The sequence below is a fragment of the Arenimonas alkanexedens genome (genome assembly GCF_054781355.1).
Genome location: NZ_BAAGUO010000007.1, coordinates 19793 through 39812, shown reverse-complemented (window position 1 = coordinate 39812; position 20020 = coordinate 19793). Strand labels below are relative to the sequence as shown.

At 68.4% G+C, this 20020-nt stretch carries 22 protein-coding genes; 5 read left to right on the top strand and 17 right to left on the bottom strand.

What is annotated here, in order from left to right; all coding sequences use genetic code 11:
* Positions 1–9: 9 nt before the first annotated feature.
* Positions 10–639 (bottom strand): class I SAM-dependent methyltransferase, encoded by a 630-nt coding sequence (locus ACYVGY_RS12330; protein ID WP_460457793.1) that lies wholly within the window; start codon positions 637–639, stop codon positions 10–12.
* A gap of 89 nt (positions 640–728) precedes the next feature.
* On the opposite strand from ACYVGY_RS12330, the gene ACYVGY_RS12325 reads away from it, so the two are divergent.
* Complete coding sequence (locus ACYVGY_RS12325) at positions 729–1127, top strand: DUF6491 family protein (protein WP_460457792.1); 399 nt, start codon at positions 729–731, stop codon at positions 1125–1127.
* 4 nt (positions 1128–1131) lie between these two features.
* On the opposite strand, the gene rlmKL is transcribed toward ACYVGY_RS12325, so the two are convergent.
* From rlmKL to ACYVGY_RS12310, 3 genes are read right to left on the bottom strand one after another with little or no spacing between them, the layout of a single operon-like run.
* Positions 1132–3267, bottom strand: a complete 2136-nt coding sequence (gene rlmKL / locus ACYVGY_RS12320; RefSeq protein WP_460457791.1) for a bifunctional 23S rRNA (guanine(2069)-N(7))-methyltransferase RlmK/23S rRNA (guanine(2445)-N(2))-methyltransferase RlmL — start codon at positions 3265–3267, stop codon at positions 1132–1134.
* Positions 3264–3785, bottom strand: coding sequence for an alpha/beta hydrolase (locus ACYVGY_RS12315; RefSeq protein WP_460457790.1), 522 nt, complete (start codon positions 3783–3785; stop codon positions 3264–3266). The genes rlmKL and ACYVGY_RS12315 overlap by 4 nt, the downstream gene beginning before the upstream one ends.
* A complete protein-coding gene (locus tag ACYVGY_RS12310) occupies positions 3782–4291 on the bottom strand; it encodes an MOSC domain-containing protein (protein ID WP_460457789.1) in 510 nt (169 codons plus the stop codon). The genes ACYVGY_RS12315 and ACYVGY_RS12310 overlap by 4 nt, the downstream gene beginning before the upstream one ends.
* Positions 4292–4332: 41 nt before the next feature.
* Between ACYVGY_RS12310 and ACYVGY_RS12305 the strand changes: the two genes are divergently transcribed.
* The 4 genes from ACYVGY_RS12305 (at position 4333) to ACYVGY_RS12290 (ending at position 9075) form a co-directional block, all read left to right on the top strand.
* Complete coding sequence (locus ACYVGY_RS12305) at positions 4333–4908, top strand: N-acetylmuramoyl-L-alanine amidase (protein ID WP_460457788.1); 576 nt, start codon at positions 4333–4335, stop codon at positions 4906–4908.
* A gap of 55 nt (positions 4909–4963) precedes the next feature.
* Positions 4964–5845 carry an acyl-CoA thioesterase II gene (gene tesB, locus ACYVGY_RS12300; protein WP_460457787.1) on the top strand — a complete coding sequence of 294 codons (882 nt, stop codon included), beginning with the start codon at positions 4964–4966 and terminating at the stop codon, positions 5843–5845.
* Positions 5845–6240: a hypothetical protein gene (locus tag ACYVGY_RS12295; RefSeq protein WP_460457786.1), complete on the top strand. Its 396-nt coding sequence runs from the start codon at positions 5845–5847 to the stop codon at positions 6238–6240. Before tesB ends, ACYVGY_RS12295 begins: the two co-directional genes overlap by 1 nt.
* An 84-nt stretch (positions 6241–6324) precedes the next feature.
* Complete coding sequence (locus ACYVGY_RS12290; protein ID WP_460457785.1) at positions 6325–9075, top strand: M12 family metallo-peptidase; 2751 nt, start codon at positions 6325–6327, stop codon at positions 9073–9075.
* A gap of 256 nt (positions 9076–9331) precedes the next feature.
* On the opposite strand, the gene ACYVGY_RS12285 is transcribed toward ACYVGY_RS12290, so the two are convergent.
* From ACYVGY_RS12285 to ACYVGY_RS12225, 13 genes are all read right to left on the bottom strand, one after another.
* Entirely contained in the window at positions 9332–9685 is a 354-nt protein-coding gene (locus tag ACYVGY_RS12285) for a PilZ domain-containing protein (protein ID WP_460457850.1), read from the bottom strand.
* Entirely contained in the window at positions 9685–10683 is a 999-nt protein-coding gene (locus ACYVGY_RS12280; protein WP_460457784.1) for a DNA polymerase III subunit delta', read from the bottom strand. Before ACYVGY_RS12280 ends, ACYVGY_RS12285 begins: the two co-directional genes overlap by 1 nt.
* Positions 10680–11312 carry a dTMP kinase gene (gene tmk, locus ACYVGY_RS12275; protein ID WP_460457783.1) on the bottom strand — a complete coding sequence of 211 codons (633 nt, stop codon included), beginning with the start codon at positions 11310–11312 and terminating at the stop codon, positions 10680–10682. The genes ACYVGY_RS12280 and tmk overlap by 4 nt, the downstream gene beginning before the upstream one ends.
* The gene (mltG, locus tag ACYVGY_RS12270) at positions 11309–12343 is read right to left on the bottom strand and encodes an endolytic transglycosylase MltG (protein WP_460457782.1); all 1035 of its coding nucleotides are present in this window, start codon (positions 12341–12343) and stop codon (positions 11309–11311) included. The genes tmk and mltG overlap by 4 nt, the downstream gene beginning before the upstream one ends.
* A gap of 3 nt (positions 12344–12346) precedes the next feature.
* Positions 12347–13171: an aminodeoxychorismate lyase gene (gene pabC, locus ACYVGY_RS12265; RefSeq protein WP_460457781.1), complete on the bottom strand. Its 825-nt coding sequence runs from the start codon at positions 13169–13171 to the stop codon at positions 12347–12349.
* Positions 13168–14502 carry an aminodeoxychorismate synthase component I gene (locus ACYVGY_RS12260; protein WP_460457780.1) on the bottom strand — a complete coding sequence of 445 codons (1335 nt, stop codon included), beginning with the start codon at positions 14500–14502 and terminating at the stop codon, positions 13168–13170. Before ACYVGY_RS12260 ends, pabC begins: the two co-directional genes overlap by 4 nt.
* Before the next feature lie 22 nt (positions 14503–14524).
* Positions 14525–15763 carry a beta-ketoacyl-ACP synthase II gene (gene fabF / locus ACYVGY_RS12255; protein ID WP_460457779.1) on the bottom strand — a complete coding sequence of 413 codons (1239 nt, stop codon included), beginning with the start codon at positions 15761–15763 and terminating at the stop codon, positions 14525–14527.
* Between the two features lie 123 nt (positions 15764–15886).
* Entirely contained in the window at positions 15887–16126 is a 240-nt protein-coding gene (gene acpP / locus ACYVGY_RS12250; protein WP_460457778.1) for an acyl carrier protein, read from the bottom strand.
* Positions 16127–16257: 131 nt separating this feature from the next.
* The gene (fabG, locus tag ACYVGY_RS12245) at positions 16258–17001 is read right to left on the bottom strand and encodes a 3-oxoacyl-ACP reductase FabG (protein WP_460457777.1); all 744 of its coding nucleotides are present in this window, start codon (positions 16999–17001) and stop codon (positions 16258–16260) included.
* A gap of 41 nt (positions 17002–17042) precedes the next feature.
* Positions 17043–17984 carry an ACP S-malonyltransferase gene (gene fabD, locus ACYVGY_RS12240; protein ID WP_460457776.1) on the bottom strand — a complete coding sequence of 314 codons (942 nt, stop codon included), beginning with the start codon at positions 17982–17984 and terminating at the stop codon, positions 17043–17045.
* Positions 17985–18097: 113 nt separating this feature from the next.
* Positions 18098–19072: a beta-ketoacyl-ACP synthase III gene (locus tag ACYVGY_RS12235; RefSeq protein WP_460457775.1), complete on the bottom strand. Its 975-nt coding sequence runs from the start codon at positions 19070–19072 to the stop codon at positions 18098–18100.
* 128 nt (positions 19073–19200) lie between these two features.
* Complete coding sequence (gene rpmF / locus ACYVGY_RS12230; RefSeq protein WP_460457774.1) at positions 19201–19395, bottom strand: 50S ribosomal protein L32; 195 nt, start codon at positions 19393–19395, stop codon at positions 19201–19203.
* Between the two features lie 13 nt (positions 19396–19408).
* Positions 19409–19924: a YceD family protein gene (locus ACYVGY_RS12225; protein ID WP_460457773.1), complete on the bottom strand. Its 516-nt coding sequence runs from the start codon at positions 19922–19924 to the stop codon at positions 19409–19411.
* Between the last annotated feature and the right edge of the window lie 96 nt (positions 19925–20020).

Genomic DNA, 20020 nt, shown 5'->3' with positions numbered 1-20020 from the left:
CCGCCTCGTTCAGCGCATCGAACGGGGCGGGATGGCGCGCGATACGCGCCGGGAGTAAACGTAGACAGTCGCCGGCGGCACGTTCCACCAGGTGAAGCTGCCGCGGCGCGCGTTGAGGTCCAGGGCCTCGACGACTTCCTTCGCCACCGGATTGGCCGGCCCGTAGGTGAACTGGATGAATCGACCCTGCGGCTGCAGGCATTCAAATGCCGCACCCAGGATGGCCTGCTGCGTGGCCTTGGGCATCGACAGCAGGCCCAGGCCGGAAATGATCGCATCGGCGGGCGCGGCCGGGCCGAAGCCACGGGCCAGGGCCAGCTCGGCCAGGTCGCGGGCATCGGCGCAGGCAACCTGCACCTCGGGAAAATGCTTCTGCAGGTGCTGGTGCAACTCTTCGTTGAGTTCGAGCACCAGCAGGTCGGCCGGCGCGACGCCGTGATTGAGCAAGGCCTGCGTGAAAACCCCGGTGCCCCCACCCAACTCGATGACACGCTGCGCGCCGCGCGGCAACTCGGACATCATCTGGCGCGCCAGCTGCGGGCTGGAGGGCGAGATCGCCGCGACCCCGAGCGGGTTCTTCAGCCACTGGCGAAAGAAGGTCCAGCCGTGGGGAGTGCTATTCGAGCCGGGTCGGGTCATGACCCAAGCATAATGCGGTCAGCGATGTTTCGCCCGGGTTAAGTGCCTCCGGCCAAGACTGACCCTGCTTCCGCCTGCAAGGACCTGCCATGACGCGCCTGCTGACCCTCCCCGCCGCCCTGCTGCTTCTGGCTGCCTGCACCGACGGCGGCGGCACCCGATCGCCCGACGCCAGCCGCGGGCCGGCCTGCATCGACCCGAACGCCGTACGCACCTGGCACAACCTCGACGGCGAGGTGATCTACGTGGACACCGGCCGCCACAAGTACCGGGTAGACCTGATGGAAAACTGCCGCGAGCTCGGCAATGGCGGCCGCATGGGTCTGCGCGGCGACAGCATCACCGGCCGCGTCTGCGGCAAGTTCGGCGACCTGGTGGTGTTGCCGCACACCAGCTGCCGGATCAGCCGGGTCAGCCGTATCGACGAAGACGCCTACGCCCTCGCGATCGGCGCCCGGGTGGATCAGGACGAGGACAGCTCGCGCTGAGGCCTCAGGCCCGGCGCAGTTCCCAGCAGCGGTGGATGCGTGGGTTGCGCTCGAAATCCGGATCGATCGTCTTCGCGCTGATTTCCACGCAGCTGGCGAACTCCGCCACCCCGGCCTCGTCCAGGCGGAAGCGACGATAGTTGTTCGAGAACAGCAGCAGCCCGCCCGGCGCCAGCCGCGCCACGCAGGCGCGCAGCAAGCGCAGATGGTCGCGTTGGGTATCGAAGTCCTCGGCCCGCGCCGAATTCGAGAAGGTCGGCGGGTCGCAGAAAATAAGGTCGTACTCGCCGCGGTCGGCCAGCAGCCAGGCCATGGCGTCGGCCTGTACCAGCTGGTGCTTGCGTCCGGAGGCCTGATTGAGCGCAAGGTTGCGGCCGGCCCATTCCAGATACGTGCCGGACAAATCCACGCTGGTGGTGCTCGCCGCACCGCCCACCGCCGCATGCACGCTGGCGGCGCCGGTGTAGGCAAACAGATTGAGCATGCGCTTGCCGGCCGATTCACGGCCGATGCGCAGGCGCACCGGGCGATGGTCCAGGAACAGGCCGGTATCCAGATAGTCAAACAGGTTCACCAACAGCGTCGCCTGCCCTTCGCGCACCGCCACGAATTCGTCGCGACGGTCCATGCGTCCGTATTTGCTGCCGCCCTTGCCGCGGGCACGGGTCTTGATCGACACCTGCGCCGAAGGCACCGCGAATACCTCCCGGACCGCGTCCAGCAGCTCGCCAAAACGACGGCGGCTGTCGGCCTCGGGAATGGTCGAGGGCGCCTCGTATTCCTGCACGTGCACGAAGCAGCGCTGTTCGCCTGCGGCCTCCTGGTAGACGTCCACGGCCGCCGAGTATTCCGGCAGGTCGGCGTCGTAGGCACGCCAGGCCGCCACGCCCTCGCGTTCACGCCAGGACTTGAAGCGCTTGAGGTTCTTGCGCAGCCGGTTGGCGACCATCTGTGCGCCGTCCGACAGCGGCTTGGCTTCACGCGGCGCGCGCGCCGGCGGCTGCACGGGGTCGCTGACCAGCAGCGCGCATTCAAGCGCACCGTTGAAGAACGCGTAGCGCTTGGCGGCGCGCAGGCCGGTCGCTAGGGCCAACTCGTCGGAGCCGCACAGCAGGACCGCGCGCCAGTCGGGCACGGCGCCGCGCAGGGCGTCGCCCAGTTCGCGATACAGCGCGGCATCGGCGGCCAGGCGCGCGTCGTAGGGCGGATTGCATACCACCAGCCCGCGCTCGGGGCCGGGCGCCTTGAGTGCGCCGATCGCCGCGCGATCGAAGCGGATCAGCTCGGCCAGGCCGGCGCGATCGGCATTGGCCACCGCGGAATGCAGGGCCGCGGGATCCAGATCGGCGCCGAAAAACACCGGCCGCAGTGCCGCCCGCCCGGCGTTGGCGCGTTCACGCGCCTCGGCCTCGATGCCCTGCCACAGCGCTTCGTCGAAGCCGCGCCAACGCGTCGGCAGCGCACCCTGCAGGCGATGCAGGCCCGGCGCGACGTCGGCGGCCATCAGCGCGCCTTCGATCAGCAGGGTGCCGCTGCCGCACATCGGGTCGAGCAAGGCACCGCCGTCCGCGTACAGCTTGGGCCAATGCCCGCGCAACAGCATGGCGGCGGCCAGGTTTTCCTTCAGCGGGGCCTCGCCCTGCGACTGACGCCAGCCCCGGCGATGCATCGGTCCACCGCCCAGGTCAACCGAGACGATCGCTTTGCCCTTGCGAACCACCAGGCTGATCCGCAGGTCCGGTGCCTCGGTGTCCACCGACGGTCGCACGCCGTGCGCGGCGCGCATGCGGTCAACCACGGCGTCCTTGGCGCGCTGCGCGGCATAGCGCTCGTGCGTGAGCGCCGGCCCGGAGACATGGGCGTCAAACGCCAGCGTTCCCTCGGGATCCAGGTGCGCCGGCCAGTCAATGGCGTGCACGCCTTGGTAGAGATCGTTTTCATTGGCGCAGTCGAATTCGGCCAGCGGCCACAGCACCCGGCTGGCCAGGCGCGAATGCATCACTGCGCGGTAAGCCGCTTCCGGTTCACCTTCGGCGTTGGCGCCGGCGAGCGCCGCGGTGGATTTGGCGGCGCCCAGCGCGACCAGCTCGTCGGCGAGCAGGTATTCCAGACCCTTGGCGCAGGCAACGAAGAATTTCATGAGGCAAGCACCTGCAGGAAGCGACCGAACTCTTCGGCACAGAACTCAACGTGAGCGGCCAGTCGATGACTGTCGGGCACCAGCACCAGCGTGTCCTGGCGTCGCTGTGCCCAACGCACGACGTCCAGGGCCGGGATCAACTCGTCCTCCCAGCCGTGCACGATACGGGTTGGCACCATCGCCGCCTGCAGTTGATGCGGCGCGACGTCGAGTTCGATCGGCGGCGCCATCAGGAACAGGCCGGCCACCGGCAGCTCGCGCGAAACACGTGCGGATATGAAGGCGCCCATGCTCGAACCGGCCAGCACCAGCGGTTTGCGCGTGCACAGGTGGGCACGCGCGGCGAGCCGCCGGATCCGGCCCTCGACGTCGCCCAGCGGACCCAGCTTGTCGAGGTCGAGGTAGTCGGGCCGCTCGTGGGTCCAGCCGAGCTCGCGCGCCACCCGGCCCAGCGCGCTGGCCTTGCTCGCATCCGGCCCGCTTTCGAGGCCGTGGGAAATGATGACGTGGCCAGTCACGACGCCGCGTCCGCCGCCAGGGGTTCGACCGCGTCGCCGAGCCCGAAGCTGCCCGAGCTTAGGACGCGGGCACATAGCCCGCCGTGTTGGCGCATGGCGTTGTAGCCACCTGGGCCGAGCGCCGCCTCCATGCGCGAACAGGGATCGCAGTCGGCGGTGCCCTCGAACACCGCGCTGCCGATCCGGAACCGGCGACCCTTCAAGGCCACCACCGGCAGTCCGGACACGACCACGTTGCGCCGCAGGGTCGCGGGCTGAAGCTCGGCCAGGTCGCAAAGGGCCGCCACCACCGGCAGGTGTTCGGCTTGAATCAGAGTAATGCCGCGCTTGCCGCTGCCGCTTTTGTAGCGATCGCCCACCAGGCCTTTGCCGGCGACGACCTCGACCCGGGGCACGGGGACCATGGCCACGTCGCGGGCCGGCCGAAGGCCGATCCATTGAACCTGGCCGGGGCGCGGCAGCGTGGCCATCAGGGCGCCAAGCGCAGAATCGGCGGGAAAAGGCATCAGGGAAGGCTCCGGAATGGGCGCGATGTTAGCATGCGGCCATGACCGACCAGCCCTCCACGGCCGCAGAAATCAAGCTCTGGCCGCTGCCTTACGCGCCCCGACTGGCGACGCGCGCGCTGTCCCACGTCGACCTGGTCGTCATCCACTGCACTGAACTTCCCGACCTCGACAAAGCGCGCGAATACGGCGAGCGCGTGCTGTACGACACCGGCACCGGCAACAGCGGCCACTACTACATTGATCGCGACGGCAGCCTGCACGGCTTCGTGCCGCCCGAACGCGTCGCCCACCACACCCGCGGCTACAACGAGCGTTCGATCGGCATCGAACTGGTGAACGCCGGCCGCTATCCAGACTGGCTCGACTCACGCCGCCAGGCCATGGACGAACCCTATACCGATGCCCAGATGGACGCGCTGGTGGCACTGTTGGCTCAGCTGATGGCAAACCTGCCCGCGCTGGAGTTCATCGCCGGCCACGAGGACCTGGACCAGACCCGCGTGGTTTCGAGCGACAGCCTCGAAGCCCTGGTGTTCCGCAAGCGCGACCCAGGCCCCCGCTTCCCCTGGTCGCGGGTGCTCGATGCGGTGCCTTTGGTCCGGATCCGTCCCTGAGTCGGGGTCCGGGCTCCCCGGCGGCTATAATCGCCGGCTGAATCCCGGAGTTGCCATGACCGCATCCGTCGCCGCCGAACTGGTCGACCTGCTTCGCCTCGAACGCCTCGAGGACAACCTGTTCCGCGGCCAGAGCCGCGACATCGGCACCAAGTACGTCTTCGGCGGCCAGGTGCTGGGGCAGGCGCTGTCCGCGGCCCAGCAGACGCTGGACGGCAATCGCCACGTGCACTCGATCCACGCCTACTTCCTGCGTGCCGGCGACGTCGAGCACCCGATCGTCTACGACGTCGATCGCTCGCGCGACGGCAACAGCTTCTCGGTGCGGCGCGTTACCGCCATCCAGCACGGCAAGCCGATCTTCGTGTTCGCGTCCTCGTTCCAGGAACCCGAACCCGGCCACGAGCACCAGCTTTCGATGCCGGAAGTGCCGCGGCCCGAGGACATCGAGCCGCTGCCGGCGCCCACGCCTGAACAGCTCGCGCAGCTGCCGCCTAAGGCACAGCGCTGGCTTTCGCGCATGGGCCCGTTTGAAATCCGTCCGGTCTACCCGCGCGACGAACTGCGGCCGCCCAAACGCCCGCCCTTCCAACAGGTCTGGTTCAAGCTCAACGGTGAGGTCGGCGATTCACCGGTGCTGCATCAGGCCCTGCTGGCCTACGCGTCCGACTTCCACCTGCTCGGCACCGCCACCTTCCCGCACGGCATCAGCTACTACCAGCCGAACGTGCAGATGGCCTCGCTCGACCATGCCATGTGGTTCCACCGCCCCTGTCGCGCCGACGACTGGTTGCTCTATTCCATCGACAGCCCCAGCGCCCAGGGCGCGCGCGGCCTGTCCCGCGGTCAGATCTACACGCGTGACGGACGGCTGGTCGTATCCACTGCGCAGGAGGGACTGATCCGCGTCCTGCCCGAAACCCAGGAGGCACGCTGATGCGCCAGATATTCACGTCCGTACGACTGGAAAACGTCGAGCGCGTTGAAGCCATGCTCAACAGCGCCGGCATCGAGACCAAGGTCAGCCAGGGCCGCAGCTGGAAGGGCGTGAGCCGCCGCGAGTTCAGCTACAGCGCGAAGAACCACGACCCCAGCCAGCAGCCATCGCTGTGGGTTCTCAAGCCCGATGACTTCAAGCAAGCCCGTGAAATCCTCCACGCCGGCGGCTTGCTCGAGGCCACGCGTGATGCCAGCTACCTGCCCGAACACCTGAACTTCCGCGACCCCGCCACGCAGGGAACCGCGGCCCGGATGTCGCGGGTCCGCATGGCGCTGTTGTTCATCGTCGTGATCGTGGGTGGCGGACTGCTGTTGCGCGCGCTTCTGGCGTGATGAAAGCGTGTTGGCGATGTCTTGAGGGGCATCCCACCGCGTGACATTATCGGGGCAGTCCCTGTGCCCCGGAGTCACCCGCGCATGCGCAACGTCCTGCTTCCCAGCCTGTCCCTGGCGATCGCGCTCGCGATCATTCCGAGTTCGCCGCCGCTGGCAGCCACCGACGGCAAGGGCGGCGCGCGCCTGTTCAAGCTCGGTGAGCGCGTGGAGTACGACGGTCTGCTGCGCATGCGCCCGCTGTCGTTCGACACCAAAAGCCTCGAGCGCGCCAGCGCACCCGGCGCGCGCCTGCTGCTGCCGGACGCGGAGGGCGGCGAGCTCGAGTTCGAATACCTGTCGCACACCGACCACGGCAACGGCATCGTCACCTGGCATGGCCGTCGTCCCGGCGACAGCCCCGGCTTTGAAGCCGTGCTCACGTTTGGCGGCAATGCGGTATTTGGCCAGGCACCCCGCGCCGACGGCAGCCTGCTGCACTTCGAGACCGTGGGTGGCCAGCCGCGCCTGATGGAAGACCTGGCGGTGGACGAAGGCCAGCGTTCCAACCTGCAGGTGGACGACATGGTGTTCCCGGATACCGCCGAGCTGCTGGCGGCGCAGAAGGCGTATGTCCCGCAGCCGGGGGCAAGCACCCAGGCCAATCCCAACCAGGTTGATATCCTGCTGGCCTACACGCCTGGCCTGGCCGCCTACATCGGCGGCGATCTCGAGACGCGCGTACTGCTGCAGAACCGCATCGCGCTCGGTAACCAGTCCCTGGCCAATGCCGGCATAGCGGCCAATTTCCGGCTGGTGGCGACACCGCGCATCGATTATCCCGACACCGGCTCGAACAGCGACACGCTGGACCGGATGCGCACTTGGAATGGTCCGAATGCACACCCGATCGGCCCCCAGCTCAACACGCTGCGGCATCGCCACGGCGCCGACCTGGTCGGCCTGGTACGTCGCTTCCTCGACGAGGAGTCCGGCAGCTGCGGCGTGGGCTACGTCAACGGCGGCAACAACCGCGCCTCCAGCATTCCGTTCGCGCAGAACACCGGCTACTTCAACGCCAACCACGGCAGTGATGGAGGCTTCTTCTGCCTGGCTACCACCATCGCCCACGAGATCGGCCACAACCTTGGCCAGGCGCATGACATCGAAACCAGCAACAACAACCGCACGGGTGCCCACACCTACGCCCATGGCTATCGCGTCACCCCCGCGGGACAGAATGGCTTCAGCACGGTGATGGCCTACGGCACGGGCCGCCAGCGCGCCGCCAACGTTTACTCGACCCCGCTGGCCTCCATCCCGGAATGCGACAACCTGCCCTGCGGGCTGGTGGACGCCGATGCCGCCCGCAGCCTCACCGAGACCATCCCGATGGTCGCCGCGTGGATGAAGCCGGCCGACGAGGATGCTCGCCAGATCGTCAGCAATCGTGGCTACCTCGATATTCCCTTCTCCGGCCTGCCGGCCCTGACCAATGCCCGCTGGGTCATCAGCAGCGCCAGCGTGGCCGGCAACTTCCGGGTGACTGGCCCGACCCGCGCGGCGCCGGGCGCCAACCTGGTCGCACGCCTGGCCTGGGATGGCCTGCAGGCCCCGGCGGTCACCACGTTCACCGTGCAGGTGCAGGTGCAGTCCTCACCGGGCATCGTGGTCGCGACCCGCCAGATGCAGCTGAGCCTGCGCGACATCATGCCGGCGCCCCTGGTGCTGGGTGACAACGCGCCGGTGACGATGGCGGTGCCGGCCTGGGGCTCTTCCCGCGACTTCAATGAAAGCCGGCTGCATTTTGTGCTGCCACCGCATGCCAACACGGCGCGGGTGCGGGTGGTTTCCACGGCGGACATCGACCTCTACGCGACCCCCGCGGCGCCGCGCGCCATCGCCACCCAGTCACTGATCGGCGCCGGCCTCAATCGCAACGCCGTAGCGGTCAGCGATACCGGCAGCGCGACCACCAAGGAAATCGTCATCACCCGCAGCCTGGGCGCCGTGGGCGCGGAGCGCTGGACGATTGGCCTCGGCCGCGCCAGCAGTGGCAGCCTCAACTACGCCAACGCCACGGTGTCCGCGCGAATCGACACCCAGTCGGCGGCACCGGCCTTCCAGAGCGGCCAGTACTACAACCCGCTGCGTCCGGGCCACGGCATCTTCCTGGACTTCGCCGGAAACCAGTGGATTTCGGTCTGGTACACCTATCTCGATGACGGCACGCCGACCTGGTACTACAGCCAGGCGGCGGCACCCGGGCCCAGCGGCGTGTGGAACGCGCCGATCTTCCGCATCGGCTGGAACGGCAGCAACGGTACCGAGACCCAGATCGGCAACCTGGTGGTAACGCCGGTGTCGGTCAACGAAATGGAGTTCTCCTACAACATCGACGGCGAGGCCGGCAGCGAACCGATGGCGCGACTGGGCGGCAGCACCGGCTGCCCGGTCCTGGCGGGCCAACCGCTCGACGCCACCGGTCACTGGTACTCGCCCAGCCTCCCCGGCTTCGGCTACAGCGCCCAGTTCGAAGTGGACCAGGAGGTCTACACGTCCTACATGTATGACGGCCAGGGCATCGCCCGCTGGCTCATCGGCAACAAGACCTGGCCGGAAGCTGGCGCAAGCCTGCCGATCGGTCAGCTGACCGGCTTCTGCCCCACCTGCGGCGTCATGCCGGTGGTCCCGGTGGCCGTCGGCCAGCTCACCCGCTCCTTCGGCGTCAACCAGGACGGCCGTCGCGGCCTGACCCAGATCGGCGTCACGGCAACGTTCGTGCCGCCGCTCACCGGCAGCTGGAACGAGTCGCGCGCCACCGACCTGCTGGCGCTCCGGAAGAACTGCCTCTGATGCCGGCCCGGCGCGACGGTCACATCCGTCGCGCCGACGCGTCCCTGGGTTTGAATTCCCCAGGAGTGCGCCATGAGTACCGACATCCTCGATTCCCTGATTGATACCCATCTTCCGGCCGCCGCCCGCGGCGACCGGGATACTTACGGCCGCATCGTGGCGGGCTGCCAGTCCACCGTAACCCCACTATGGGCTGAGGCCCGGAACGCGAAAGCCCCGCCTGGGCGGGGCTTTCGGGATCTAGGCCAGGCCGAACCTACATCGTGTGGGTCGGCTTGTCGGCTTCGAGCGTGCCGGCCAGGAAGGTCTCGATCTTGCCCTTCACCGCATCGGCTTCGGCGGTCTCGGCGAACTGCACGCCGATACCGGCACCGCGGTTGCCCTGCGCCCCGGCGGGCGTGATCCAGACCACCTTGCCGGCCACCGGCAAACGATCTTTTTCTTCCATCAGCGACAGCAGGATGAACACCTCGTCGCCCAGGGCGTAACGCTTCGCGGTCGGCACGAAGATGCCGCCGCCTTTCACGAACGGCATGTAGGCGTTATAGAGCGCCGCCTTGTCCTTGATCGCCAGGGAAAGGATGCCCTGCCTTGCGCCTGCACCACCCATCATCGCCGAGCTCCCTGCATTGCCGTGTCTTTGAACATGCTACGCCATTCCACCAGCAGACCGGCCAGCGCCAGGTCGTGTCGGAGCGCCGGCAGCGAAAGTTGTGCGCGGGCGCGATTGATGGCGTCGAACCAGGTCGCCAGCTTCTGGATTTCCGCCGGCAGGGTCAAGCCGGAGGCGCCGGTGGCGCCCAGGTGACGGGCCAGGCCGTCGAGCACCAGTTCGGCCGCGAAGCGCATGCGCAGCTCGGCCTGGCCGTCTGCCAGCCAGCGCTGGGCTAGCGCCACCGGTGCCTGCCGACCGGCGGCCAGGCCGTTGAGTTCGGTCTGCACTTCGGCCCTAAGCGCCATGCCACCCTGCTCCAGCCACTCCGCCGCCACGCCCGGATGACCCCGAGCCGCCTCCAGCGCTGCGCTCAGGCGCTCCCCGTCGTGGCCCTGGGCGCGCAGCCAGGCTTCGGCCTCGGCGCGCGGCGGCGGTCGGAAGACCAGCTGCTGGCAGCGGCTGCGGATGGTGGCCGGCAGCCGGCCCGCATGGTCGGTAACCAGCAGCAGATAGCGCGAACGCGAAGGTTCCTCGAGCGTTTTTAGCAGCGCGTTGGACGCGTTGATATTCATCGCGTGCGCGGGCGTGATCAGCGCGACCTGGGCACCCCCCATCTGCGGCGTCAGCGAGAACCAATGACCCAGCGAGCGCATCTGTTCCACGACGATTTCACTGCGCAGCTTGTCGCCCTTGTCGTTGGGAATAAAGCTGACGAGTTTAAAATCAGGGTGGGTGCCCGCCGACATCAGCTGGCAGCCGCGGCATCGGCCGCAGGCCAGGCCCTGTGCATCGGGGCGGGTGCAGAGCAGTCGCGCCGCTAGGTGCTCGGCCACCGCGAGCTTGCCCATCCGCGCCGCGCCGTCGAACAGTAGCGCGTGTCCCAGCCGCCCCTCAGCGTACGCGGCCAGCGCGCCATCGAGCGCACGCTGCTGCCAGGGCGCGAGCGCGCTCACCTCGCCTGCCCCAACCAGTGGCCGAGCAGCGATTGCACGCTGTCGCGCACCGCCTGCACCGGCTGGCTGGCGTCGACCACGCGGAACCGCCCGGGCTCGGCAGCAGCGCGCGCCAGGTACGTGGCGCGCACGCGCTCGAAGAAATCCTCGCGCTCTCGCTCGATCCGGTCAGGATCACCGCCGCGGGCACGGGCACGGGCCAGACCCTGGGCAACGCCCACGTCGAGCAGCAGCGTCAGGTCCGGCCTGATTCCCGCGGCCCAGCGCTCCAGTTCGGCGATGCAGCCCATGTCCAGACCACGGCCGCCGCCCTGGTAGGCGAAGCTGGCGTCGGTGAAACGATCGGCCACAACTACGGCGCCACGCTCCAGGGCTGGCTGGATCACCTGCCGCACCAGCTGCGCGCGCGAAGCGAACATCAGCAGCAGTTCGGCCTCGGCGGCGAGGTGGTTGCCGGGATCGAGCAGCAGCGCACGGATCGCCTCGCCCTCGGGCGTGCCGCCGGGTTCGCGGGTGAGCACGACCTCGCGACCGGTGGCGGCCAGCGCTTCGCGCAGCGCGGTGATGACCGTGGACTTGCCCGCGCCCTCCCCGCCTTCGATGCTGATGAACAGACCGGGCGTGTTCATTGGCAGCGCTTTCGCTGGTGGCAGTTGACCGCGCGGTTGTGCTCGACAAGCGTTGCCGAGAACACGTGACTGCCGTCGCCGCGCGAAACGAAGTACAGCGTGTTGCCTTCGGACGGATTGGCCGCCGCCATCAGCGCCTCCCGGCCCGGCATGGCAATCGGCGTAGGCGGCAGGCCGGCGCGGGTGTAGGTGTTGTAGGGCGTGTCGGTGGTCAGGTCGCTGCGGCGGATATTGCCGGCATAGCGGCTGCCCATGCCGTAGATCACGGTCGGATCCGTCTGCAGCCGCATACCCAGCTTGAGCCGGCGGCTGAACACACCCGCGATCTCGGGGCGCTCGGAGGCCTTGCCGGTTTCCTTCTCGATGATCGAGGCCAGCACCAGCAGTTGTTCGGGCGTCTCGATCGGAATGCCGGCGGCGCGCGCCTCCCAGGCATCGGCCACCGCCTTGTCCATCGCCAGCGCGGCGCGGCGGAGCAGGTCGATGTCGCTGGCGCCGCGGGTGTAGTGATACGTCTCGGGCAGGAAACGACCCTCGGGATGCTGGCCGGCGCGCTCGAGCGCAGCCATCACGGCCTCGTCGTCCAGCTCGGGCAGGGTCTGCACCATCACTGACTCATTGGCCATCGCGGCGCGCAGCTCGCGGAAGCTCCAGCCCTCGACCAGGGTAAATCGGTGCTGGATCACCTTGCCGCTTTCAATGCGGGTCAGCAGCTGGCGCGGCGTGATGCCGTGGCGGATGCTGTAGTCGCCGACCTGAAGCCGAGCGATCACCTGCATCTCGTGCGCCAGCGCCTTCCACTCCAGGTCGTGGCCTTCGGCCACGCCAAGTTCGCGCAGCTTGCCCAGGATGTCCTGGAAGCCGTCACCGCGCTCGACCACCAGGATGCGCTCGGCACCCGCCAGCGCGATCGGCGTATCGGCGAAGCCCTGATAGCGCTGCCACAGCCAGCCGCCAACGGCGACGATGGCCAGCAGCGCCAGCGCGAACGCCGCTTTCAGGACACGATGCGAGGACTGCTTCTTCGCCAAAACCTAGCTCCCTTGGAATGCCGGCTCAGCCCGGCCCAGTTGGCGCTGGAGGATCTCCAGTGCCGGGTGCGGTGCCCAGGCGTGGTGAGCCAGGCGACCGACGGGCAGGATACCCCGCACCGCATTGCACAGGAAAAGCGACTCGGCGTTTTCAATGTCCGCCGGCCACAGCTCGGCCTCTTCGGCGTCGGGTGCATTCGCCAGCACCCAGCCGCGGGCGATGCCGGCGACGCCGCACTCGTCCAGCTTCGGCGTCAGCCAGCGGCCCTTGATGCGCGCGAAGAGGTTCGCGGCCGTGGCGCAGGCCACGCGCCCGGCGCTGTCGAGCAGCAGGCCCTCGTGGATCGCGTCGTCGCACCATTCCGCACGCGCCAGCACCTGCTCGAGCCGGTTGAGGTGCTTGATGCCCGCCAGCGCCGGCTGGAGCGCCATGCGCAGGCTGCACCAGCGCAGCACCAGCGGACCTTCGGATGCCGGCGCTAGCGGGTGCCAGGAAAGCACCAGGGTCGGCGCCATGGCCTCCCCTATGCGATAGCCGCGGCTGCCGGCGCCGCGCGTCAGGATCACCTTCAGCACCCCGGACGGGGCCTGGCCGGCCAGCAGCGCGTCCACTTCAGCGGCCAACCAGCGCGGGTCTGGCGCGGGCAGGCCGAGTCGCTTGGCGCCTTCGGCCAGACGCAGCCAGTGCGCGCGCCACCAGACCGGTCGCCGCGCATGCACGCGGATCGTTTCGAACAGACCGTCGCCGTAGGCGAGGCCGCGATCAGCCGGGTCCAGTGCGGTCACACGCGCCTGGCCGCGATACACCCTGGCGTCGGGCGCGTTCACCCGACGGCTCCGAGGGCACGCAGCAAGCCGCGGGCCTTGGCGCGGGTTTCCTCGAGCTCGTGTCCGGCGTCGGAGTCGACCACGATGCCGGCCCCCGTGCGGAACTGCAGCTCGCGACCCTGCAGCCAGGCGCTGCGAATCAGGATGTTGAGGTCAAGGTCACCGTTGCGGCCCAGGTAGCCCAGCGCGCCGGTGTAAACGCCGCGACCCTCGCCTTCGAGCTCGGCGATGATCTGCATGCAGCGCACCTTGGGCGCGCCGGTGATGGTGCCGCCCGGGAAGACCGCGCGGATCACGTCAGCCGGCGTCACGCCCTCGCGCAGTTCGCCGCCGACGTTGGACACGATGTGATGGACGTGGGCGTAGCTTTCCACGCTCATCAACTCGTCCACGCGTACCGTGCCCGGACGGCAGACGCGGCCCAGGTCGTTGCGCTCCAGGTCGATCAGCATCACGTGCTCGGCGCGCTCCTTGGGATTGCCGACCAGGTCGCGGATTCGGGCGGCGTCGTCGTCGCCGGGGAAGCGTGGCCGGGTGCCGGCGATCGGCCGGGTTTCGGCGCGACCGCCGCGCACCGACACCAGCCGCTCGGGCGAGGAGCTGAGCAGTGCGGCATCGCCCCAGCGCAGCAGCCCGGCAAACGGCGCCGGATTGGCCTCGCGCAGGCGGGCATAGACATCGGCGGGATCGGGAGCCTGCGCGAAGCCGGCGCGCCAGGCTCGCGAGAGGTTGACCTGGAACACGTCACCCGCGCACAGGTAGTCGTGGATGCGGGCGACGCCGGCCAGGAAACGTTCGGGGGCATCCTCGAACAGCTCCGGCGGCGCGAAACCCGCGGCATCCGGCGCGCGACCGAGCTCCGGCAGGTCCAGCAAGGCCTCGGCGCCCGGCTCGCACACCGCCAGGCAGCGGCCGTTGCCGCGGTCACGCAGCACGGCCGCCGGACAGCGCAGCGCGAGCGCGACCGGCAGCGGCCCCGGCGCCGGCGGCAGCGACAGGCTGGGCTCGATCTGGGCCGCCAGTTCATAGGCCAGGAAAATCGCCCAGCCGCCCTGGAAGGGCAGCCTGTCGTCGTTGCCCGGCAGCGCGGCGGCGCGCCAGTCAGCGTCTAGTGCCGAGAGGAAATCACCGGCTACCGGCCGACCGTCCAGGCGCCGGGTTGTGCCGTCGGCGTCGAGTCGAAGCCCCTCGCCCGTCGTGGCCAGCAGCAGGTCCCAGCGCGAGAGCGCGTTGCCGCCCGCCACGCTTTCGAGCAGCAGCGGGAAACGCGCGGGATCGGCCGACTGCAGGCGCAGCAGGTCGGCGCCTGGCGGCAGTTCGCGGATCAGCATCGCGGGACTGCCCGGCGCAGGCTCAGAGCCTGCGGAAAACCAGGGTGCCGTTGGTGCCGCCGAAACCGAAACCATTCGAGACCGCCACGTCCACCTGCTTCTGGCGGGCGGTGTTGGCCACGTAGTCGAGGTCGCAGCCTTCGCCCGGGTTGTCGAGATTGATCGTGGGCGGGATCACGCCGGTGTGCAGGGCCATCACCGAGAACACGGCTTCAACGCCACCGGCGGCACCCAGCAGGTGGCCGGTCATGGACTTGGTCGAGCTGACCATCATGTCGCGGGCGTGGTCGCCGAAGGCGGCCTTGATCGCCAGCGTCTCGCCGAGGTCGCCCAGGGGTGTGGAGGTGCCATGGGCGTTGAGATAGCCCACCTGGTCGGCATTGATGCCGGCGTCCCTCATGGCGGCGCGCATGCAGCGTGCCGCGCCGTCGCCGTTCTCGCTCGGGGCGGTCATGTGGAAGGCGTCGGAGCTGGCGCCGAAACCGGCGAGCTCGCAATAGATGCGGGCTCCGCGGGCCTTGGCGTGCTCGTATTCCTCGAGGATCAGGATGCCGGCGCCGTCACCGAGCACGAAGCCGTCGCGGTCCCGGTCCCAGGGTCGCGACGCGCGCGTCGGGTCGTCGTTGCGGGTGGACATCGCCTTCATCGAGCAAAAACCGCCGACCGACGTTGGCGTGCAGCCGTGCTCGGCGCCGCCGGCGACCATGATGTCGGCGTCGCCGTACTGGATCATGCGCATGGCGATGCCGATGGAATGGTTGGCGGTGGCGCAGGCCGAAACCGCCGAGAAGTTGGGGCCCTTGAGGCCCTTCATGATCGTCAGCTGGCCCGGCAGCATGTTGATGATGGTGCTGGGCACGTAGAAGGGAGAAACCTTGCGCGGACCGCCTTCGTGCAGGGTGATCGCGGTTTCCTCGATGCCGCGCACGCCGCCGATGCCGGCGCCGATGATGGCGCCGATGCGCTCGGCATTGGCTTCCGTGACCTCCAGCTCGGCGTCGTCCATGGCCTGGAAGCAGGCGGCGAGGCCGTAGTGGATGAAGGTATCCATCTTCTTGACGTCTTTAGGCGGCAGGAAGGACTTGGCGTCGAACTCGCGCACCTCGCCGGCGATGCGCGTGGCATAGGCGGAGGCGTCGAAATGGGTGATGGGGCCAATGCCGCTACGGCCGGCCTGGATGCTGTCCCAGCTCGAGGCCAGGGAATTGCCGATGGGCGAGACGATGCCCATGCCGGTAACGACGACGCGACGATGACTCATGGCGAAACTCCGCATGGATTCAGGGTGCGCGGCCGGGCCGCACATGCGCCGGCGTATCCGCCGGGTGCCGCAAACGCGCAGGGCCGCGCAAGCGCGGCCCTGGCGTCGTCAACGCTAAGGCACTCAGGCCTTGACGTGGGCCTTGATGTAATCGATGGCCTGCTGGACCGAGGTGATCTTCTCAGCCTCTTCGTCCGGAATCTCGCACTCGAACTCTTCCTCGAGGGCCATGACCAGCTCCACGGTATCGAGCGAGTCGGCGCCGAGGTCGTCCACGAACGAGGCGTTCACGGTGACTTCCTCTTCTTTCCGCCCCAACTGCTCGATGACGATTTTCTTGACGCGTTCTTCGATGCTGCTCATGAATCTTCTCCTCCCGGAGCGTGTGTTTTCGGGCGCATTGTAATGAAAAACAAAGCCGCGGCGGGCGCCGGTCGCGCCGCGGTCGGGATGCTATGGCTGGATTCTATCGCAAATCCAGCCATGACAAGGGGTTAGGGCATGTACATGCCGCCGTTGACGTGCAGGGTTTCGCCGGTGATGTAGGCCGCCGCCGGACCCGCCAGGAAGGCCACCGCCCGGGCGATGTCTTCCGGCTCGCCCAGCCGCCCCAGGGCGATCTGGCCTACCAGCGCCTCGCGCGAGGCCTCGGGCAGGTCCTTGGTCATGTCGGTCTGGATGAAGCCGGGCGCGACCACGTTGACGGTGACGCCGCGACTGCCGATTTCCTTGGCCAGGGATTTACTGAACGCGATGATGCCGGCCTTGGCTGCCGCGTAGTTGGCCTGGCCGGCGTTGCCGGTGACGCCGATGACCGAGGCGATGTTGACGATACGTCCCTTGCGCGCCTTCATCATGCCGCGCATCACCGCCTTGGAGGTGCGGAACACCGAGCTGAGGTTGGTGTCGAGGATGGCCTGCCAGTCCTCTTCCTTCATGCGCATGAGCAGGTTGTCGCGGGTGATGCCGGCGTTGTTGACCAGAATGGAAATGGGTCCAAAGGTCTTGCCGATTTCATCGAGCACCGCCTCGACATCCTCAGCGCTGGCGACGTCGAGCCTGCGCCCGGCACCGCCCTGCCCGGCCAGCCGTTCGCCGATGGCGGCGGCGCCGGCGTCGGTGGTCGCGGTGCCGATGACGGTCGCGCCCAGCGCGGCCAGCTCGGCGGCGATCGCCGCGCCGATGCCGCGGCTCGCGCCGGTCACCAGCGCTATTTCACCCTTGAGTACTTCGGACATCGTTGATTCTCCGGAACTTCGAATAAGGAGTCTGGGACGACTCAGTGCGACCATTCCGCCAGGGCGGCGTCGAAATCGGCGGGCATGCCCAGCGGGCGGGCGTCGAGCGACTTGTCGATGCGCTTGCTCAGGCCGGCGAGCACCTTGCCGGGGCCGCACTCGGCTACCCGGGTAGCGCCCAGCCTGGCGAGCGACTGCACGCAGTCTGTCCAGCGCACGGGCAAGTACAGCTGGCGCACCAGCGCATCGCGGATCGCCTGCACGTCCTCGTGCACTTCGCCGTCGACGTTCTGCACGACCGGCAGGCGCGGCTCGCGCCAGGTCATGCCGGTCATCACTTCGCCTAGGCGATTGGCGGCTTCGCGCATCAACGGGGTGTGCGAAGGCACAGAAACCGCCAGCTTCACCAGCTTGCGCACGCCCAGGGCGGTCAGGGCAGCCATCGCGCGGTCCACCGCTGCAGCGTGGCCGCCGATGACGATCTGTCCGGGCGAATTGTAGTTGGCCGGAACCACCACCTCGTCGCCGCTCGCCTGGCGGCAGGCTTCGGCGACCTGCTCGTCCTCGGCACCCAGCACCGCCGCCATCGCGCCGATGCCCGCCGGCACCGCCAGCTGCATCAGGCGACCGCGCTCGCGCACCAGGCGTGCGCCGTCGGCCAGGTCAATCACGCCGGCGGCCACCAGGGCGGCGTACTCGCCGAGGCTGTGGCCGGCAAGCAGCGCCGGGCGCGGACCACCCGCGGCCTCCCAGGCGCGCCAGGTCGCGACGCCGGCGGCCAGCAGCGCGGGCTGGGTGAATTCGGTTTGGTTGAGCTGGGCTTCGGGGCCCTGCTGCGACAGCGCCCAGAGGTCCAGGCCGGCACCCTCCGAGGCTTCGTCAAAGCTTGCGCGCACGACCGAATGCGCCGCCGCCAGATCGGCCAGCATGCCGAGCGACTGCGACCCCTGTCCGGGGAAAACGAAAGCAAGCGTCTGGCTCATCCAGGGCAGTCCGGTGGTCGTTGGCCGGCCATGATAAGCGAGCCGGGTCACCGGGCGTCTGTACCGAAGCGTAGGGTGAGCCGGCGGCTTCGCGCCGTCTCACCGGAACCGCATCAGTAGCGGATGAGCGCCGAACCCCAGGTGAAGCCGCCGCCGAAGGCCTCGAGCAGCATCAGCTGGCCGCGCTGGATCTTGCCCGAGCGCACGGCCTCGTCCAGCGCCAACGGCACCGAACCGGCCGAGGTGTTGCCGTGCTTGTGCACGGTGACGATGACGCGGTCCATCGGCATGTCCAGACGCTTGGCCGTGGCTTCAATGATGCGCAGATTGGCCTGGTGCGGAATCAGCCAGTCGAGGTCCGACTTCTGCAGACCGTTGGCGGACAGGGTTTCGTCGACCACCGCATCGAGTGCCTTGACGGCATGCTTGAACACTTCGTTGCCCGACATCAGGACGCGTACGCCGGCGTTCTTTTCTTCCGGCTTGAAGCCGACCGAGACACCGACCGGGTTGTAGAGCAGCTCTTTCTTGCCGCCGTCGGCGTGCAGGTGGGTCGACAGGATGCCGGCTTCGCTGTCGGCCTTGAGCACGACCGCACCGGCGCCGTCGCCGAACAGCACGCAGGTGTTGCGGTCGGACCAGTCGAGCATGCGGGTCAGCGTTTCGGCGCCTACCACCAGCACCGTCTTGGCGTTGCCGGCACGAATGAAGTTGTCGGCCACGCTGAGCGCGTAGATGAAGCCCGAGCAAGCGGCATTGACGTCGAACGCCGCGCAGCCGTTGGCGCCCAGGCGATGCTGCAGCAGGCAGGCGGTGGACGGGAAGATCAGGTCGGGCGTGGTGGTGCCGACGACGATCATGTCGAGGTCGGCGGCGGTTACGCCGGCGGCTTCCATCGCGGCGATGGCGGCGCGCTGGGCCAGGTCGCAGGTGGTCTCGCCCTCGGCGGCCACGTGGCGCTGGCGGATGCCGGTGCGGCTGGCAATCCACTCGTCACTGGTTTCGACGAACTGCTCGAGATCCTTGTTGGTCAGGATCTTCTCCGGCAGGCCACTGCCGGTGCCGGCGATACGCGAGAAAACAGCCATCCTTATCCCCTCTGGCTCAGGCCAGCACAAAAGCACGCGGCGGGACCAGGCCCGCCGCGTTCAGCATACGTCCAATCGCTTCGAAAGCGACCGGGATCGGTCGGCCCGCCAGACAGCGGGCCCCGGGATCAGTCTTCGGAAACCGCCGACGACTTCACTTCGATGACCTTCTTGCCACGGTAGTAGCCGTCCTTGGTCACGTGGTGACGGATGTGCGTCTCACCCGAGGTCGCGTCGGTGGACAGCAGCTTGGCGCTGAGGGCGTCGTGCGAGCGGCGCTGGCCGCGGCGGGACGGGGTGACGCGGGATTTCTGGACGGCCATGGTCTATCTCCAACTACTTCTTGTGTGCCTTCAACGCGGCGAGCGCGGCGAAAGGGTTCGGTTTTTCTTCTACCTCGACGTGGGCGGGCCATTCGGCCGAAACCTCCGTCGAGCGCGGATCTATGGGTACCACCGGGATGGCGAGGATCAGTTCGTCCTCGACCAACTCGGCCGGGTGCATCTCGCCGCCAACATCGAGCAGGAACGGCTCCATGTCTTCCGGCAGCGCCGACTCCAGCGCTTCGTCGGTCAACAGGCCCAGGCGCTGGAACACCGAGACCGGGTGCACGAAGCGCTCGAGCGTCCGCTGGCAAAGAAGCGGCAGCTCAGCCTCGATGCGCAGCTCGACAAAAGGCAGGTCGAGGACGGCATCGCGGCCGAATTCCATCTCGTAGCGGCAGTCGCCTTCGGCATCTGCCAGACCGTCACGCAGCCGGGTCATCCCCGACAGCGGCAGGCGGCCTTCGAAACGACGCTTGGCCGAGACCATGCGCCAAGCATCAAGCACGGGAGGCAGGGGCACGGACATAAGCGCGAAATAATAGGCCCCGGGCGGCGGCATGTCAAACCTAAAGCCTTTGCGAAAACAGGGGTTTGCCGCCCTCGCGGGCGCTGGTGCAGACTG